17 protein-coding genes are annotated in these 16,345 nt (G+C 72.9%); 3 read left to right on the forward strand and 14 right to left on the reverse strand.

From position 1 onward, the window contains the following. Positions 1-5 precede the first annotated feature (5 nt). The 12 genes from nuoK to HOQ23_RS17420 form a co-directional block, all read right to left on the reverse strand. A complete protein-coding gene (nuoK, locus tag HOQ23_RS17365; RefSeq protein ID WP_172216168.1) occupies positions 6-308 on the reverse strand; it encodes an NADH-quinone oxidoreductase subunit NuoK in 303 nt (100 codons plus the stop codon). Then, positions 305-1,105, reverse strand: coding sequence for an NADH-quinone oxidoreductase subunit J (locus tag HOQ23_RS17370; protein WP_172216170.1), 801 nt, complete (start codon positions 1,103-1,105; stop codon positions 305-307). The genes nuoK and HOQ23_RS17370 overlap by 4 nt, the downstream gene beginning before the upstream one ends. Then, a complete protein-coding gene (nuoI, locus tag HOQ23_RS17375; protein ID WP_172216172.1) occupies positions 1,102-1,668 on the reverse strand; it encodes an NADH-quinone oxidoreductase subunit NuoI in 567 nt (188 codons plus the stop codon). The genes HOQ23_RS17370 and nuoI overlap by 4 nt, the downstream gene beginning before the upstream one ends. Continuing rightward, positions 1,668-2,996, reverse strand: a complete 1,329-nt coding sequence (nuoH, locus tag HOQ23_RS17380) for an NADH-quinone oxidoreductase subunit NuoH (protein WP_172216174.1) — start codon at positions 2,994-2,996, stop codon at positions 1,668-1,670. The genes nuoI and nuoH overlap by 1 nt, the downstream gene beginning before the upstream one ends. Continuing rightward, positions 2,996-5,464, reverse strand: a complete 2,469-nt coding sequence (locus HOQ23_RS17385; protein WP_172216176.1) for an NADH-quinone oxidoreductase subunit G — start codon at positions 5,462-5,464, stop codon at positions 2,996-2,998. The genes nuoH and HOQ23_RS17385 overlap by 1 nt, the downstream gene beginning before the upstream one ends. Next, positions 5,461-6,768, reverse strand: coding sequence for an NADH-quinone oxidoreductase subunit NuoF (nuoF, locus tag HOQ23_RS17390; protein WP_172216178.1), 1,308 nt, complete (start codon positions 6,766-6,768; stop codon positions 5,461-5,463). The genes HOQ23_RS17385 and nuoF overlap by 4 nt, the downstream gene beginning before the upstream one ends. Further along, positions 6,761-7,534 carry an NADH-quinone oxidoreductase subunit NuoE gene (gene nuoE, locus HOQ23_RS17395; protein WP_172216180.1) on the reverse strand — a complete coding sequence of 258 codons (774 nt, stop codon included), beginning with the start codon at positions 7,532-7,534 and terminating at the stop codon, positions 6,761-6,763. The genes nuoF and nuoE overlap by 8 nt, the downstream gene beginning before the upstream one ends. Beyond that, complete coding sequence (locus HOQ23_RS17400; protein ID WP_172216182.1) at positions 7,531-8,877, reverse strand: NADH-quinone oxidoreductase subunit D; 1,347 nt, start codon at positions 8,875-8,877, stop codon at positions 7,531-7,533. The genes nuoE and HOQ23_RS17400 overlap by 4 nt, the downstream gene beginning before the upstream one ends. Further along, entirely contained in the window at positions 8,878-9,627 is a 750-nt protein-coding gene (locus tag HOQ23_RS17405) for an NADH-quinone oxidoreductase subunit C (RefSeq protein ID WP_172216184.1), read from the reverse strand. Next, positions 9,624-10,178, reverse strand: coding sequence for an NADH-quinone oxidoreductase subunit B family protein (locus HOQ23_RS17410; RefSeq protein ID WP_172216186.1), 555 nt, complete (start codon positions 10,176-10,178; stop codon positions 9,624-9,626). Before HOQ23_RS17410 ends, HOQ23_RS17405 begins: the two co-directional genes overlap by 4 nt. A 78-nt stretch (positions 10,179-10,256) precedes the next feature. Further along, complete coding sequence (locus HOQ23_RS17415) at positions 10,257-10,616, reverse strand: NADH-quinone oxidoreductase subunit A (protein ID WP_172216188.1); 360 nt, start codon at positions 10,614-10,616, stop codon at positions 10,257-10,259. A 643-nt stretch (positions 10,617-11,259) separates the two neighbouring features. Beyond that, positions 11,260-11,949 (reverse strand): demethylmenaquinone methyltransferase, encoded by a 690-nt coding sequence (locus tag HOQ23_RS17420; protein ID WP_172216190.1) that lies wholly within the window; start codon positions 11,947-11,949, stop codon positions 11,260-11,262. 122 nt (positions 11,950-12,071) lie between these two features. On the opposite strand from HOQ23_RS17420, the gene HOQ23_RS17425 reads away from it, so the two are divergent. Continuing rightward, the gene (locus tag HOQ23_RS17425) at positions 12,072-12,953 is read left to right on the forward strand and encodes a L,D-transpeptidase family protein (protein ID WP_172216192.1); all 882 of its coding nucleotides are present in this window, start codon (positions 12,072-12,074) and stop codon (positions 12,951-12,953) included. A 64-nt stretch (positions 12,954-13,017) separates the two neighbouring features. Here the strand turns inward: HOQ23_RS17425 and HOQ23_RS17430 are convergent, their stop codons facing one another. Beyond that, positions 13,018-13,620, reverse strand: a complete 603-nt coding sequence (locus HOQ23_RS17430) for a hypothetical protein (RefSeq protein WP_172216194.1) — start codon at positions 13,618-13,620, stop codon at positions 13,018-13,020. A 96-nt stretch (positions 13,621-13,716) separates the two neighbouring features. Between HOQ23_RS17430 and HOQ23_RS17435 the strand changes: the two genes are divergently transcribed. Both HOQ23_RS17435 and HOQ23_RS17440 read left to right on the forward strand, forming a co-directional pair. Beyond that, a complete protein-coding gene (locus HOQ23_RS17435; protein WP_172216196.1) occupies positions 13,717-14,988 on the forward strand; it encodes an isochorismate synthase in 1,272 nt (423 codons plus the stop codon). 55 nt (positions 14,989-15,043) lie between these two features. Further along, positions 15,044-15,619: a hypothetical protein gene (locus tag HOQ23_RS17440; RefSeq protein ID WP_172216198.1), complete on the forward strand. Its 576-nt coding sequence runs from the start codon at positions 15,044-15,046 to the stop codon at positions 15,617-15,619. A gap of 4 nt (positions 15,620-15,623) precedes the next feature. On the opposite strand, the gene HOQ23_RS17445 is transcribed toward HOQ23_RS17440, so the two are convergent. Continuing rightward, complete coding sequence (locus tag HOQ23_RS17445) at positions 15,624-16,262, reverse strand: MBL fold metallo-hydrolase (RefSeq protein WP_172216200.1); 639 nt, start codon at positions 16,260-16,262, stop codon at positions 15,624-15,626. Positions 16,263-16,345: the final 83 nt, after the last annotated feature.

Raw genomic sequence — 16,345 nt, forward strand, 5'->3', positions numbered from 1 at the left:
GGCTCCTAGTACTTCAGCAGGCTCGCGTCGTCGACCGAGGCCGAGCGACGGGTCCGGAAGATGGTCATGATGATCGCGAGCCCGACCACCACCTCGGCGGCGGCGACGACCATCACGAAGAACGCGGCGACCTGGCCGTCGAGGTTGCCGTGCTGCTTGGCGAAGGTGACCAGCGCCAGGTTGCAGGCGTTGAGCATCAGCTCCACGCACATGAAGACCACGATCGCGTTGCGGCGCACCAGCACGCCGACGGCGCCGATCGTGAACAGCACCGCGGAGAGGGCGATGAACGGCACCGGGTCGCTCACGGCTGCTCCTCCTCGGTCGTGGCCGGGGCGGGTCCCTGGCCGGCGGCCGGTACGCCGAGGGAGCGCTGCACCTCGTCGATGTCGTCGGCCAGGTCGGGCGCGGAGCGGACCACGCCGCGCGCGACGAGCACCCGGGAGACCGAGGAGGGCAGCGGCGAGCCGTCGGGCAGCAGTGCCGGGGTGTCCACCGCGTTGTGCCGGGCGTAGACGCCGGGTGCCGGCAGCGGCCCGAGGGGCGCGCCGGTCTCGGCGTAGTCCCGCAGCCGCTGCGCTGCCCGGTCGGCCTGGGTGGGCTTGGGCGTGAGCCGCTCGCGGTGGGCGAGCACCATCGCGCCCATGGCCGCGGTGATCAGCAGCGCGCTGGTGACCTCGAAGGCGAAGACGTAGTGGGAGAACAGCACGTTGGCGATCCCCTGGATGTTGCCGCCGCTGTTCGCCTCCTCCAGCCCCACGACGGTGCCCAGGGAGATCTGTGCGATCCCGATCAGGAGCAGCACGCCGAGCAGGATGCCGAACACGCCCGCGGTGACCCGCTGGCCGGGGATCGTCTCGACCACCGAGTCCGAGGCGTCCACGCCGACCAGCATCAGCACGAAGAGGAAGAGCATCATGATCGCGCCGGTGTAGACGATGATCTGCACCGCGAACAGGAACGGCGCCTCGAGCACCGCGTAGAGCACGGCCAGGCTGATCATCACCACGGCCAGCAGGAGCGCGGCGTGCACCGCCTTGCGCACGAAGAGGATCGCGGTGGCCGCGGCCACCATCACCGGCGCCAGGATCCAGAACGCGGTCATGCGGTGCCCTTCCCGTCCGTCCCGGTCGACCCGGGGGCGTCGCCGCGCGCGGCGTACGCGCCCCGGTAGTAGTCGCCCTCGTCGTCGCCCAGGCGCATCGGGTGCGGGGGCTGCTCCATGCCGGGCAGCAGCGGGGCGAGCAGGTCGGACTTCTCATAGATCAGGTCGGCGCGGTTGTCGTCGGCCAGCTCGTACTCGTTGGTCATCGTCAGCGCCCGGGTCGGGCAGGCCTCGATGCACAGCCCGCACAGGATGCAGCGCAGGTAGTTGATCTGGTAGACGCGGCCGTACCGCTCGCCGGGGCTGTAGCGCTCCGCGTCGGTGTTCGAGCCGCCCTCGACGTAGATCGCGTCGGCCGGGCAGGCCCACGCGCACAGCTCGCAGCCGATGCACTTCTCCAGGCCGTCGGGCCAGCGGTTGAGCTGGTGGCGACCGTGGAAGCGCGGGGCCGTCGGCTGCTTCTCGAAGGGGTACTGCTCGGTGACGACCTTCTTGAACATCGTGCGGAAGGTGACCCCGAACCCGGCGACCGGGTCCCAGAACTGCTCCTTGAGCGTGGCCATCAGGCTGTGCCTCCTTGTCCGGCCGGGTCGGGTTCGCCGGCCGGGACGGTGGGTCGCTGGTCGAAGGTCAGGGGGTCGGCCGCGCCGCGCACGGCGCCGCCGGCCGGCATCGGCGGGACCGGGAACGAGCCCGGCCGCGGGGGCGAGGCGACGGGCGCCGGGGCCGGCTCCTCCTCCTCGTCGTCACCGACGAAGAACAGGGCCAGGGAGATGACGAGCACGACGCCGGCCGCGATCGCCGCCCAGCGCAGGTCCACGCGGTCCTCCAGCGCGCGCACCGTGGCGACCGCGACGGTCCACAGCAGGGCGGCCGGGATCAGCCGCTTCCAGCCGAACGCCATGAACTGGTCGTAGCGCAGGCGGGGCAGCGAGCCGCGCAGCCAGATGAAGATGAAGATGAAGAACAGCACCTTGCCGAAGAACCACAGCACCGGCCACCAGCCCTCGTTGAAGCCGACGTAGAGGCGGTCGATCCAGAACGGCGCGTGCCAACCGCCGAGGAACAGCGTCGTGGCCAGGGCCGAGACGGTGGCCATGTTGATGTACTCGGCGAGGAAGAACAGCGCGAACTTGATCGAGGAGTACTCGGTGTGGAACCCGCCGACCAGCTCGCCCTCGGCCTCCGGGAGGTCGAAGGGGGCGCGGTTGGTCTCCCCGACCATCGAGATCACGTAGATCACGAAGGACGGCAGCAGCACCAGGCCGAACCACAGGTCGTCCTGGGCGGCGACGATCTCGGAGGTGGACATCGAGCCGGCGTAGAGGAACACCGCGACGAGCGCGAGGCCCATGGAGACCTCGTAGGAGATCATCTGGGCGCTGGAGCGCAGGCCGCCGAGCAGCGAGTACGTCGAGCCGCTCGACCAGCCGCCGAGCACGATGCCGTAGATGCCGATCGAGGCCATCGCGATCACGAACAGGACCGCGACCGGCATGTCGGTGAGCTGCAGCGGCGTGACGGTGTCGGTGAACGGGATGCTCACCTCGGGGCCGAACGGGACCACCGCGAAGGTCGCGAACGCCGCGACGGCGGCGATCACCGGGGCGAGCAGGAAGACCACCTTGTCGGCGGCCGCCGGGATCAGGTCCTCCTTGAACATCAGCTTGGCGCCGTCGGCGAGCGACTGGAGCAGGCCGAAGGGGCCGTTGACGTTCGGGCCGATCCGGTGCTGCATCCGGGCCACGACCCGGCGCTCCCACCAGATGTTGAACAAGGTGAGCAGGACCAGCACCACGAAGATCAGCACGGCCTTGAGGGCGATCACCCACCACGGGTCGCCGCCAAAGGCGCCGAGGCCGATGTCGCTGGAGATGTCGGTGCCGAGCATCAGGCGTGTCCTCTCATGACGCGGACCCGGGACCCGGGCGAGGCGAGGCCGGCGAGGACGCCGCGGCCGAAGGAGTTGGCCGGCACCCACACCACGTCGTCGGGCAGCTCGCGGTTGATCACCGTGGGCAGCGTCGCGCGCCCGCGGTCACCGATGACCGTCATCAGGTCGCCGACCTGGTCGTAGACCGCCCTCGGCACCCGGGCCACCGGGATCCGGGCGGTGGCGCGCAGGTGGTCCTCCCCGTCGAGCAGGGAGGCGTTGTCGATCATCTGCTTCCACGTCGCGAGCCGCAGGCCCTCGGTCGGGGCCGCGTCGGCGGGCCGGTCGCTGCGGCGGTCGGGGGCGGTCTGCGGCTCGGTGTCCGACCGGGCGCCCAGTGCGGGCCGCTCTCCGTCCCACGGGCCCATCTCGCTCATCTGCGCACGGGCCCCCTCGACGGTGCGGAACCCGAGCGGGGCACCGACCCCGAGGGCGGCGAGCTCCTCGGCGATGCCGGCGAGGATCCGCAGGTCGGGCAGGGACGCGGGATTGGTGAAGACCGCCTCGAAGGGACGCGTGCGCCCCTCCCAGGTCACGAAGGTGCCGGCCTTGTCGATGACGGGCGCGACCGGGAACACGACGTCGGCCGCGCGGGTCACGTCGGTCTCGCGCAGCTCCAGCGACACCACGAAGCGCGCCGCCTCGAGGGCCGCGCGGGTGGCGGCGGGGTCGGCGGTGTCGTCGGGGTCCACGCCGCCGACGACCAGGCCGCCGAGCTCGCCGGAGCGCAGCGCCGCCACGATCGCATCGGCGTCGCGGCCCGGTGTCTCTGGCAGGTGCTCGACGCCCCAGGTGGTGGCGGCGTCGACGCGGGCGGCGGCGTCGGCGACCGGGCGGCCGCCGGGCAGCAGGTGGGGCAGGCAGCCGGCCTCGACGGCACCGCGGTCCCCGGCCCGACGCGGCACCCAGGCCAGCCGGGCACCGGTACGACGGGCCAGCGCGGCGGCCGCGGTGAGGGCGCCGGGCGAGGTCGCCAGCCGCTCCCCCACCAGCAGCACGGTGTCGCTGTCGACGCCGTGCTCGGCGTGCTCGGCGAGGGACTCGATGACCGCCGCCTCGTCGCCGGGACCGGCCACCAGCACGCGGCCGCGCATCTTGCGCAGCCCGCGGGTGCGGTACGGCGCCACGGCGAGCACCCGGGTGCCGGCCAGGGCGGCCTTGCGCAGCCGCAGGAAGAGCGTGCCGGCCTCCTCCTCGGGCTCCAGGCCCAGCAGCACGACGGTGCGGGCGCGGTCCAGGTCGGCGTAGGTGACCCCGCCGTTGCCGGGCGCGGTCAGCACCACCTCGGAGGCGAGGAACTCGGCCTCCTCCGCCGAGAGCGGGCGGGCGCGGAAGTCGACGTCGTTGGTGCCGAGCGCGAGCCGGGCGAAGGCGGCGTAGGCGTAGGCGTCCTCGGCGGTGACCCGGCCGCCGGGCAGCACCGCGGCGCGACCGGCGGCCGCGAGGCCGCGTGCGGCCACCGCGAAGGCCTCGGTCCACGAGGCCGGGCGCAGCTCGCCGTCGCCGCCGTCCTCGACGCGGTCGCGGACCATCGGGTGGGCGAGGCGGTCGGGCCGGGTCGCGTAGGTGAAGGCGAAGCGGTCCTTGTCGGTGATCCACTCCTCGTTGACCTCGGGGTCGTTGCCGGCCAGGCGGCGCATGACCCGTCCGCGCCGGTGGTCCACGCGGATCGCGGCGCCGCAGGCGTCGTGCTCGGCCACCGAGGGGGTCGAGACCAGGTCGAAGGGGCGGGCCCGGAAGCGGTACTCGGCGGAGGTGAGCGCACCGACCGGGCAGATCTGGATGGTGTTGCCCGAGAAGTAGCTCTGCAGCGGCTCCTTCTCGTAGATCCCGACCTGCTGGAGCGCGCCGCGCTCGACCAGCGCGATGAACGGGTCGCCGGCGACCTGCTCGGAGAAGCGGGTGCAGCGCGCGCACAGCACGCACCGCTCGCGGTCGAGCAGGACGTTGGCGGAGAGGTTGATCGGCTTGGGGTAGGTGCGCTTGACGCCCTCGAAGCGGGACTCCCCGCGCCCGTTGCTCATCGCCTGGTTCTGCAGCGGGCACTCCCCTCCCTTGTCGCACACCGGACAGTCCAGGGGGTGGTTGACCAGGAGGAACTCCATGATCCCCTGCTGCGCCTTGTCGGCGACCGGGCTGGTGGCCTGGGTGCTCACCACCATGCCGTCGGCGACCGGGAGGGTGCAGGAGGCCTGCGGCTTGGGGAAGCCGCGCCCGTTGCCGGCGTCGGGGACGTCGACCAGGCACTGGCGGCAGGCGCCGACCGGCTCGAGCAGCGGGTGGTCGCAGAAGCGCGGGATCTGCACCCCGACCTGCTCCGCGGCGCGGATCACCAGGGTGTCGCGCGGGACGCTGACCTCGATGCCGTCGATGGTCAGCGTGACCAGGTCGGTGTCGGCCTGGACGTTGTCCGGTGTGGTGGTCACGAGACCCCCTCGGTCGCGAAGACGGTCGAGGCCACGGGGTCGAACGGGCAGCCCCCGTGGCTGAGGTGGGCGAGGTACTCCTCGCGGAAGTGCTGCACCGAGCTCGTGATCGGGCTGGTGGCGCCGTCGCCCAGGGCGCAGAACGCGCGGCCCAGGATGTTGTCGCACTGGTCGAGCAGGAGGTCGAGGTCGGCCTCGGAGCCCTCCCCGCGCTCGAGCGCGGCCAGCGTCTGGGCCAGCCACCAGGTGCCCTCGCGGCACGGGGTGCACTTGCCGCAGGACTCGTGCTTGTAGAACTCCGTCCAGCGCAGCACCGCGCGCACCACGCACACCGTCTCGTCGAAGACCTGGAGCGCGCGGGTGCCGAGCATCGAGCCGGCCCCGGCGACGCCCTCGAAGTCCAGCGGTACGTCGAGGTGCTCGGCGGTCAGCAGCGGGGTGCTGGACCCGCCGGGGGTCCAGAACTTCAGCTGGTGCCCGGCCCGCACGCCGCCGGCGAGGTCGAGCAGCTGGCGCAGGGTGATGCCGAGCGGCGCCTCGTACTGCCCGGGGCGCTCGACGTGCCCGGAGAGGGAGAAGATGCCGAAGCCGGCGGACTTCTCGGTGCCCATCGAGGAGAACCAGGCCGGCCCGTTGCCCACGATGCTGGGCACCGAGGAGATCGACTCGACGTTGTTGATGACCGTGGGGCTGGCGTAGAGCCCGGCGACCGCGGGGAACGGCGGGCGCAGCCGCGGCTGGCCGCGGCGGCCCTCGAGCCCCTCGAGCAGCGCGGTCTCCTCGCCGCAGATGTAGGCCCCGGCGCCGGCGTGGACGACGACGTCGAGGTCGTAGCCCGAGCCGTGGATGTCGGTGCCGAGGTGGCCGGCGAGGAAGGCCTCCTGCACGGCGCGCTGGACCCGGCGGATCACGTGGAGGACCTCGCCGCGGATGTAGATGAACGCCTTGTTGGCCCGGATGGCGTAGGCGCTGATGATCACGCCCTCCACCAGGGTGTGCGGGCTGGCCATCATCAGCGGGATGTCCTTGCAGGTCCCCGGCTCGGACTCGTCGGCGTTGACGACGAGGTACTTGGGCCGCGGGTTGTCCTGCGGGATGAAGGACCACTTCATCCCGGTCGGGAACCCGGCCCCGCCGCGGCCGCGCAGCCCGGAGTCCTTGACCGCGCCGATCACCGCATCCGGGCCCATCTCGAAGGCCCGGTCGACCGCGGCGTACCCGCCGCGGCGCTCGTAGGCCTCGAGGGTCCAGGAGCGCTCCTGGTCCCAGTTGTCGGTGAGCACCGGAGTGAGCACGTCAGGCATCGCTGCCCTCCTCCTCGATCGTCTCGGACTCCGCACGCGAGGTGTCGGCCTGGGCCGCGGCCGCCTCCCGCTGCGTGGGCTCCTCGGGCACGTCGTGCCCCGAGCTCGCGGTGGCGCCGTCCGGGGCGCTCCAGCCGCGCTCGCGGGCGATCCCGAGGCCGACCAGCGAGGCCGGGCCGGCCGCCGGGCCCTCGTCGGCCCGGTCGTCGGGGAAGCCGGCCAGCACCCGCTCGGCCTCGCGCCAGGTGCAGATGCGCGGGCCGCGGGTGGAGCGGACCTCGGCGCCGCTGCGCAGGTCGTCGACGATGCCGACGGCCGACTCGGGGGTCTGGTTGTCCAGGAACTCCCAGTTCACCATCATCACCGGGGCGTAGTCGCAGGCCGCGTTGCACTCGACGTGCTCGAGGGTGATCTTGCCGTCGGCGGTGGTCTCGTCGTTGCCGACGTCGAGGTGCTCCTTGAGCCGCTCGAAGATCAGGTCGCCGCCCATCACCGCGCACAGGGTGTTGGTGCAGACCCCGACGAGGTAGTCGCCGACCGGCTTGCGCTTGTACATCGTGTAGAAGGTCGCGACGCCGCTCACCTCGGCGGCGGAGAGGCCGAGCACGTCGGCGCAGGCCTCGATGCCCTCCGGGGTGATCCGCCCGGCCACCGACTGCACCAGGTGGAGCATCGGCAGCAGCCCGGAGCGCGCCTCGGGGTAGCGGGCGGCGATCTGCTCCAGCTCGGCGTAGGTCTCGTCGCTGATCTCGTGGGTCGCGCTCACCGGTCGACTCCTCCCATCACGGGGTCGAGGGAGGCGATGGCGACGATGATGTCGGCGACCATGCCGCCCTCGCTCATCACGCTCGTGGCCTGCAGGTTGGCGAAGGAGGGGTCGCGGAAGTGCACCCGCGCCGGGCGGGTGCCGCCGTCGGAGACGACGTGCGCGCCGAGCTCGCCGCGAGGCCCCTCGAGGGGGACGTAGGCCTGGCCGGCCGGGACCCGGAAGCCCTCGGTCACCAGCTTGAAGTGGTGGATGAGGGCCTCCATCGACTCGCCCATGATGTGGCGGATGTGGTCCAGGGAGTTGCCCATGCCGTCCGAGCCGATCGCCAGCTGGCTGGGCCAGGCGATCTTCTTGTCCGCGACCATCACCGGCGCGCCCTCGAGCCCGGCGAGGCGGTCGGCGGCCTGCTCGACGATGCGCAGCGACTCCCACATCTCGTTGAGCCGGATCCGGAAGCGGCCGTAGGCGTCGGCGGTGTCCCAGGTCTGCACGTCGAACTCGTAGTCCTCGTAGCCGCAGACCGGCTCGGTCTTGCGCAGGTCCCACGGGTAGCCGGTGCTGCGCAGCACCGGCCCGGTGATCCCCAGCGCCAGGCAGCCCTCGAGGTCGAGGTGGCCGACGCCCTCGAGGCGGGCCTTGAAGATCGGGTTGGCGTTGCACAGGGCGGCGTACTCGGGCAGCCGCTTCTTCATCAGCGCGATGAAGGAGCGGATCTCCTCCAGCGCCCCGACCGGGAGGTCCTGGGCCACGCCGCCGGGGCGGATGAAGGCGTGGTTCATGCGGAGCCCGGTGATCAGCTCGAACAGGTCGAGGACCAGCTCGCGCTCGCGGAAGCCCATCGTCATCACGGTCAGCGCGCCGATCTCCATGCCACCGGTCGCGATCGCGACCAGGTGAGAGGAGATCCGGTTCAGCTCCAGCAGGAGCACCCGCATGACCTGGGCCTTCTCGGGGATCTCGTCCTCGATGTCGAGCAGCCGCTCGACGCCTAGGACGTACGTCGCCTCGTTGAACAGCGGCGCCAGGTAGTCCATCCGGGTGCAGAAGGTGACGCCCTGCACCCAGGAGCGGTACTCCATGTTCTTCTCGATGCCGGTGTGCAGGTAGCCGATGCCGCAGCGGGCCTCGGTGACCGTCTCGCCCTCGAGCTCCAGGATCAGTCGGAGCACGCCGTGGGTGGAGGGGTGCTGGGGGCCCATGTTGACCACGACCCGCTCGGCGCGCTCGCTGTCGGGGTCGTCGGCGAGGCCGGCCGCGATCTGGTCCCAGTCCTGGCCGGAGACGGTGAAGACGCGCCCCTCGGAGGTCTCGGAGGTCCCGGCGTAGATGTCGTGAGCCATTTAGTTGTAGCTCCTGCGCTGGTCGGGAGGCGGCACCGAGCCGCCCTTGTACTCCACGGGGATGCCGCCGAGCGGGTAGTCCTTGCGCTGCGGGTGGCCCGGCCAGTCGTCGGGCATCAGGATCCGCGCGAGGCCCGGGTGGCCGTCGAAGACGAGACCGAACATGTCGTAGGTCTCGCGCTCGTGCCAGTCGGCCGTGGGATAGACCGCGACGACCGACGGCAGGTGCGGGTCGGCGTCGGGGACGGCGACCTCCAGCCGGATCCGGCGGTTGTGGGTCATCGAGAGCAGGTGGTAGACCGCGTGCAGCTCGCGCGCGGTGTCGCCGGGGTAGTGCACGCCGCTGACCCCGGAGAGCAGCTCGAAGCGCAGCGCCGGGTCGTCGCGCAGCACCCGGACCACCGCGAGCAGGTCCTCGCGGCGCACGTGGAAGGTGATCTCGCCGCGGTGCAGCACGACCGACTCGACGGCGTTCTCGACGCCGCCGGCGCGCAGTCGCTCCTCGAGCGCGTCGGCGACCTCGTCGTGCCACCCGCCGTACGGGCGGCGCGCGGGGGCGGGCAGCGTGACGGCCTGGCGCAGCCCGCCGTACCCGCTGGTGTCGGGGGTGCCGCTGGCGCCGAACATGCCGTGGCGCTCGCCGACCTGGTGCACCTCGCCGGGCGGGGCCGGGAGGTTCTCGGGCGACTGCTCGACGGCCGGCTGGCCCGGGCCGGCGGTCTTCTCGGGGGTGCTCTCGGGGTCGCTCACCGCAGCTGGCCCTTCATCTCCGAGGTCGGCAGCGCGCTGAGGGCGGCGGTCTCCAGGCTCACGATCTCGGCCTGGCGGTGCGCGCCGAGCTTGGCGTGCTGGACCTGGTCGTGCAGCTTGAGGATCGCGTCGATCAGCATCTCCGGGCGCGGCGGGCAGCCGGGGAGGTACATGTCCACGGGGACCACGTGGTCGACGCCCTGCACGATCGCGTAGTTGTTGAACATGCCGCCGCTGGAGGCGCACACGCCCATCGCCAGCACCCACTTGGGGTTGGGCATCTGGTCGTAGATCTGGCGCAGGACCGGGGCCATCTTCTGGCTCACCCGGCCGGCCACGATCATCAGGTCGGCCTGGCGGGGGCTGGCCCGGAAGACCTCCATGCCGAAGCGGGCGAGGTCGTACTTCGGCCCGCCCGAGGTCATCATCTCGATCGCGCAGCACGCCAGCCCGAAGGTCGCCGGCCAGAACGACGCCTTGCGCATGTAGCCCGAGAGCCCCTCGACGGTGGTGAGCAGCACCCCGCTCGGCAGCTTCTCCTCGATACCCATGTCCCGCTCCTGTCCTGCCTCAGTCCGCCTCGACCTGCCGGTGGTCCCGAGCCGCGCCCGGTCCCGCTCCGGCCGCCCTCAGTCCCACTCCAGCCCGCCGCGGCGCCACACGTAGGCGTAGGCGACGAAGACGGTGGCGAGGAACAGGACCATCTCGACCAGGCCGAACAGGCCCAGCGCGTCGAAGTGGACGGCCCAGGGGTAGAGGAAGACGATCTCGATGTCGAAGACGATGAAGAGCATCGCGGTGATGTAGTACTTCACCGGGATGCGACCGCCGCCGACCGGCTGCGGTGTCGGCTCGATGCCGCACTCGTAGGAGTCCAGCCGCGCGCGGTTGTAGCGCGCCGGCCCGATGACCGCCCCCGCGGCGACCGAGCCCACCGCGAACAGGGTCGCGATCGCGACCAGGACCAGCACCGGCGTGTAGAGCTCCATGCCGTCGGTTCCTCCTAGCGCGTGGCGACCGGGTCCGCGTCCACTTGTGACCTTGTGAAACTAATCACGAAGTGGCGTGGCCCACATACTGCCACCGCCAAGGTCGCCACGCACGCAGGGGGGTGACTTTCGTCGCACGCGTTGCCATCGACCCGATCACGGGCCGGTCACGCTCCGGTCACGGCCCCGCCGAGTCGGCCCGTGTGGTCGCGCGAGTCGGCCCGTGTGGTTGCGCGAGTCGGCCCGTGTGGTTGCGCGAGTCGGCCCGTGTGGTTGCGCGAGTCGGCGCTCGTGTGGTTGCGCGAGTCGGCCCGTGTGGTTGCGCGAGTCGGCCCGTGTGGTCGCGCGAGTCGGCCCGTGTGGTTGCGCGAGTCGGCACGTGTGGTTGCGCGAGTCGGCCCGGGTGGTTGCGCGAGTCGGCCCGGGTGGTTGCGCGAGTCGGCCCGTGTGGTTGCGCGAGTCGGCCCGTGTGGTTGCGCGAGTCGGCCCGTGTGGTTGCGCGAGTCGGCCCGTGTGGTTGCGCGAGTCGGCGCTCGTGGCGGAGTTGTCCCCAGCCGGCGCGAGGAGAGGTACGTCGTCAGCGCCGCGTCGGCACGCCATTGGCGCCGACTCGTGGCGCCATTGGCGCCGACTCGGCGAGAGGTCAGGCGGTGGCGCGGTGCAGGGCGACGATGCCGCCGGAGAGGTTGCGCCACTGGGGGGCGTTCCAGCCGGCGCGGGCGACCATGTCGGCCAGGCCGCGCTGGTCGGGCCAGGCGCGGATCGACTCGGCGAGGTAGACGTAGGCGTCGGGGGCCGAGGAGACGGCGCGTGAGATCGCGGGGAGTGCCTTCATCAGGTACTCCAGGTAGACCACGCGGAACGGCTTCCAGGTCGGGTGGCTGAACTCGCAGACCACCAGGCGGCCGCCCGGCTTGGTGACGCGCTGCATCTCGGCGAGCCCGGCGAGCGGGTCCACGACGTTGCGCAGCCCGAAGGAGATCGTCACCGCGTCGAAGGTGTCGTCGGCGAAGGGCAGGCGGGTCGCGTCGCCGGCCGTGAACGGCAGGGCGGGACGCGCCTTCTTGCCGACCTGGAGCATGCCCAGGGAGAAGTCGCAGGGCACGACCGTCGCGCCGCGGTCGGCGAACGGCTGGCTCGAGGTGCCGGTGCCGGCGGCCAGGTCGAGCACGAGCTCGCCGGGTCGCGGGTCGACGGCGTCGATGACGTCCTTGCGCCAGCGCCGGTCCTGGCCCAGCGACAGCACGTCGTTGGTGAGGTCGTACCGCTTCGCCACGGTGTCGAACATCCGCCGGACGTCGATCGGCTGCTTGTCGAGTTCTGCGCGGGCCACCTGCGCAGCCTAGGCGGTCGCCCCCGGACCGGACCGACCCGGATCCCCCACAACCAAACCGCCGGTCCCGGCGTCACCACTGCACCACTCGCCACCGACTGCTCCACCTCGAAGGATCCGCCATGTCCCGCCGCCTGCGCCGCCTGCTGATCGTCAGCGTCCTCTCCCTGCTCCTCTCCACCACGGCGTACGGCGCCGGCTGGGCCGCCCGCCTCGTCGACGGCGCCTGGCCGGGCCCCGCGCCTGCCGCCCGCGAGCCGGGCGCACCGGCGGCGCGCGACCTCCCGGACCGCCCGGGCGCCCCGGCCACCACACCGACATCCGCGCCGATCCCCGCACCGGCCGGCCCTGCCCCGCTCCGGCCCGGGCCGCGGCTGCTCGGCCCCGGCGACGACGGCGCCGAGGTGCGCGAGCTCCAGGCCCGCCTGGCCCAGATCGACTGGTTCGACGCCGACGTGACCGGCCACTACGGCGAGGTCACCGAGGCGGCCGTCCGCGGCTTCCAGGCGAAGCGGCAGATCCCGGTCACCGGCGAGGTGGACCGGCGCACCCTGGCCCGGCTGCACGCGATGACCCGCGAGCCGAGCGCGGCCGAGCTGAGCGGGAAGCCCGCCGGCAACGCCGCCGGGCCGCTCGACCCGCGGTGCCGCACCGGCCGGGTGCTGTGCGTGGACAAGACGACGCGCACGCTGCGCTGGGTCGTCGACGGCGAGGTCCTGCGCACCGTGGACACCCGCTTCGGCGCGAGCGGCACGCCGACGCGGGAAGGCACCTTCACCGTCTACCGCAAGAGCCGCGACCACGTGTCGTCGATCTACGGCTCGCCGATGCCCTACGCGATGTTCTTCGACGGCGGCCAGGCCGTGCACTACAGCTCCGACTTCGCCGCGGTCGGGTACGCCGGGGCCTCCCACGGCTGCGTCAACGTCCGCGACCTCGACGCGATCGCCTGGCTCTACGACCAGGTGCAGGTCGGGGACCGGGTGGTCGTGGCCTGGTCGTGAGCCGGAACGGCAGCGGCCCGGACCCCTCGTGAGAGGGGCCCGGGCCGCGGAGCGCTGGGGAGGGTCAGCCGGCCAGGTCCTGGAGGACCTCGACGGCCTGCTCGGCCGGGACGCCCTCGGCCTCGATCTGCCAGGTGTCCTCGGAGTCGCTCAGCTGGCAGCGCACGAACACCGGGTCGCCCTCGGGGATCTCGGCGCCGCCGGTCACCGCCTGGGCCCACAGCACGTTGCACACGGCGCCGTCGACCTTGACCAGCTCGCTGGAGAGACGCTCGGCACCGACCAGCTCCGCGTCGTACGGCGGGCCGTCGGGCAGGAACGGGCCGGGCGTGGCGTCGATCGCGACGACGCGCAGCTGCTGGGTGCCGTTCTCGCCGGAGTACATCCGGACCGCGGCCGGGGTGTCGTAGAGCTCCTCGAGCTGCTCGGCCGAGGCGGCGAACAGCTTGCCCTGGAGCTCGGGGTCGGCACCCTGGGGCAGCGCGGCGTCGTCGCCGTCGCGGGCGACGTCCACGGCCGTGAAGCCGCCGGGCAGGGTCTCGGGGAGCTCCAGGGTCTCCTCGGAGGTGAGCTTGGGCAGCACCACCGCGAGCACCGCCAGGAGGCCGAGGACGATGGCACCGAGCACGATGCCGCGGATGCGCTGGACAGCAGGCGTGGGAGTCACGCCCGCGACGGTAACGACCCCGCCTGAGCATTCGCTGTGCGACCCCCGGGCGACCAGCGCCCGCGTGACGTGGATCTCGCGCGTAGGCTCGGGCGGGTGACGACGAGCGCGACCCCTGGGGACCAGGCACCGGCCGGCACCCTGGTGGCCCGCACGAGGCGACTGGACCCCACGCTCGCCGAGGCGCTGGTGGACCTGCTGCCCGCCGAGCGCCCGCTGGCCTGGCTGCGCCGCGGCGACGGCATCGTGGGCTGGGGCGTGGCCGCCGAGCTGCGCACGAGCGGGAGCACCCGCTTCGCCGACGCCGCCAAGTGGTGGAGCGAGACGACCGCGCGCGCCGACATCCTCGACGAGGTCCACGAGCCCGGCACCGGCCTGGTGTCCTTCGGCGCCTTCGCCTTCGCCGACGAGCCCGGCAGCTCGGTGCTGGTGGTCCCCTCGGTCGTGGTCGGCCGGCGCGGCGACCTGGCCTGGATCACCACCGTGGGCCGCGGCGCGCCGCTCGAGGAGCCGGAGCTGGCGCCCACCGACCTGCCGCGCGCACCGGTCGGGGTGACCTACGCCGACGGCGCGCTCAACGGCGAGCAGTGGATGTCGGTCGTCGCCGACGCGGTTGCCCGGATCAGCGCCGGCGACCTGGAAAAGGTCGTCCTGGCCCGCGACCTGGTCGCCACCGCGACCGAGCCGATCGACGTGCGCTGGCCGCTGCGCCGCCTCGCCGCGGGCTACCCGATGTGCTGGACCTTCCACGTCGACGGCATGTTCGGCGCGACCCCGGAGATGCTGGTGCGCCGCGAGCGCGGGCTGGTCACCTCGCGCGTGCTGGCCGGCACCATCCGGCGTACCGGCGACGACGAGCGCGACCTGGCCCTGGCCGCGACGCTGGCCCGCTCCTCCAAGGACCTCGAGGAGCACGAGTACGCCGTGCGCTCGGTCGCCGACGCCCTCGAGCCGCACTGCTCCTCGATGAACGTCCCCGAGGCGCCGTTCGTGCTGCACCTGCCCAACGTGATGCACCTGGCGACCGACGTGAACGGGGTCGTGCACGACGCGGCGACCGTCTCCTCGCTCCAGCTCGCCGAGGCGCTGCACCCCTCGGCCGCCGTCGGCGGCACCCCCACGCCGGTCGCGACGGTCCTGATCGAGCAGATCGAGGGCATGGACCGCGGCCGCTACGCAGGCCCGGTCGGCTGGATGGACGCCAGCGGCGACGGCGAGTGGGGCATCGCCCTGCGCTCGGCCTCCCACGAGGGCGCCAGCATCCGGCTCTTCGCCGGTTGCGGCATCGTCGCGGACTCCGACCCGGAGTCCGAGCTCGCGGAGTCGCAGGCGAAGTTCGTGCCGGTGCGCGACTCGCTGGTGCCCTGACGCCTGCCCCTGAGGCGGCCCGGAACCGCTCGATGCGTGGGGGCGTCGTACCCCCATGAGCCGTGTCCTGGTCGCCCCCGCCGCGTTCGCCGTCTCCGCGGCACTCCTGACCCTTCCCGTCCTCACCGCGCCCGACGCCGCCGCGCTGTCCTGCGCGATGCCCGCGCCGGTGATCCGAGGGGCTGACGTGCTCATCACCGGCCGGATCATCGACGGTGCGAGTGACCAGGACGGCAGCCGGATCCTGGTCGAGGTCGACACGGTGAACCGCGCGCCGACGGACACCCACGTGCCCGAGCGGTGGTGGCTCGAGGTCGACCTGGCCGGCTGGACCAACTGGGCCGACGAGACCGGCGCGATCCCCGCCGGATACTCGAGCCCGCGGCGCTGGGTGTTCGCGCCCCACGGGGGCGACGTCAACCCGTGCACGGCCTGGCCCGCAGGCTCGGTGCGGGTGCCGGCGGGCGAGCCCGTGCGCGCTGTGGCCGCGCCGTCGGTGCTGCCCCGCGACACCGGCGAGACCCCCGGCACCCGCGCTGCGTGGACGTGGGTGGGCGCCGGGCTCGGCGCAAGCCTGCTGGGGCTCGGTGCGGTCGCCGCGGCGTCCGTCGTACGACGCCGCCGGGCCTGAGGCGTCAGTCCAGGTCCGCACCGTCCGCGCGCCGCAGGAACTCCTGGTCGGCGCCCAGCAGGGCCCCCATGTGCTGCTCGAGGATGCCGAGGCCGAAGTCGGAGTAGACCCGGTCGTGGATCGCCAGGTTGCGCGGGGCGCCGACCTCGCGGGCGAACTCGATCGCCTCCGAGCTCTTCAGCCACGGCGCCGAGGACGGCACCAGCAGCACGTCGACCTCCTGGCGCGGGGCCACGAGGGCGTCGCCGGGGTGGTAGACCGAGGTGTCCCCGCCGGTGAGCACGTAGCCGCTGTTGTGGATGCGCGGCATCTCGGGGTGGATCACGGCGTGCCGCTCCCCCACCACGCGGACCCCGAGGCCGCCGAGGTCGAGCTGCTGGCCCGGGGCGACGACGGTGACCCGCTCGGCGACGTCGGGGGCGTCCTCGCGGATCTTCGCCGCGACGTCGGCGATCGTCCAGATCGGCGCACTGCTGTCCTGGAGGAGCTCCGGGGAGTAGTGGTCGGCGTGCTCGTGGGTGATCAGCACCGCGTCGGCGCCGTCGAGGGCCTCCGGGGTGGCGAAGACGCCGGGATCGAGGACGACGGTCGTCCCGCCGTGCTCGACGCGGACGCAGGCGTGACCGAACTTCGTGATCCTCATGCGCCCCACGTTAGTGCGCCCAGGACCCACGGGGCGGGACCTGTCCGCGTCCGGTGAGCGCCGTGGGTGCCCTGCCTAGGCTG

The organism is Nocardioides sp. zg-DK7169 (assembly GCF_013155365.1).
Taxonomy (GTDB): Bacteria; Actinomycetota; Actinomycetes; order Propionibacteriales; family Nocardioidaceae; genus Nocardioides.

Coding starts and splice junctions, on each gene's coding strand:
- HOQ23_RS17400 (WP_172216182.1), bottom strand. CDS start 8,877: ATGGCTCACGACATCTACGCCGGGACCTCCGAGACCTCCGAGGGGCGC.
- HOQ23_RS17370 (WP_172216170.1), bottom strand. CDS start 1,105: ATGACCGCGTTCTGGATCCTGGCGCCGGTGATGGTGGCCGCGGCCACC.
- nuoH (WP_172216174.1), bottom strand. CDS start 2,996: ATGCTCGGCACCGACATCTCCAGCGACATCGGCCTCGGCGCCTTTGGC.
- HOQ23_RS17410 (WP_172216186.1), bottom strand. CDS start 10,178: ATGGGTATCGAGGAGAAGCTGCCGAGCGGGGTGCTGCTCACCACCGTC.
- HOQ23_RS17425 (WP_172216192.1), top strand. CDS start 12,072: ATGTCCCGCCGCCTGCGCCGCCTGCTGATCGTCAGCGTCCTCTCCCTG.
- nuoI (WP_172216172.1), bottom strand. CDS start 1,668: ATGGCCACGCTCAAGGAGCAGTTCTGGGACCCGGTCGCCGGGTTCGGG.
- nuoF (WP_172216178.1), bottom strand. CDS start 6,768: ATGCCTGACGTGCTCACTCCGGTGCTCACCGACAACTGGGACCAGGAG.
- HOQ23_RS17440 (WP_172216198.1), top strand. CDS start 15,044: ATGAGCCGTGTCCTGGTCGCCCCCGCCGCGTTCGCCGTCTCCGCGGCA.
- HOQ23_RS17445 (WP_172216200.1), bottom strand. CDS start 16,262: ATGAGGATCACGAAGTTCGGTCACGCCTGCGTCCGCGTCGAGCACGGC.
- HOQ23_RS17415 (WP_172216188.1), bottom strand. CDS start 10,616: ATGGAGCTCTACACGCCGGTGCTGGTCCTGGTCGCGATCGCGACCCTG.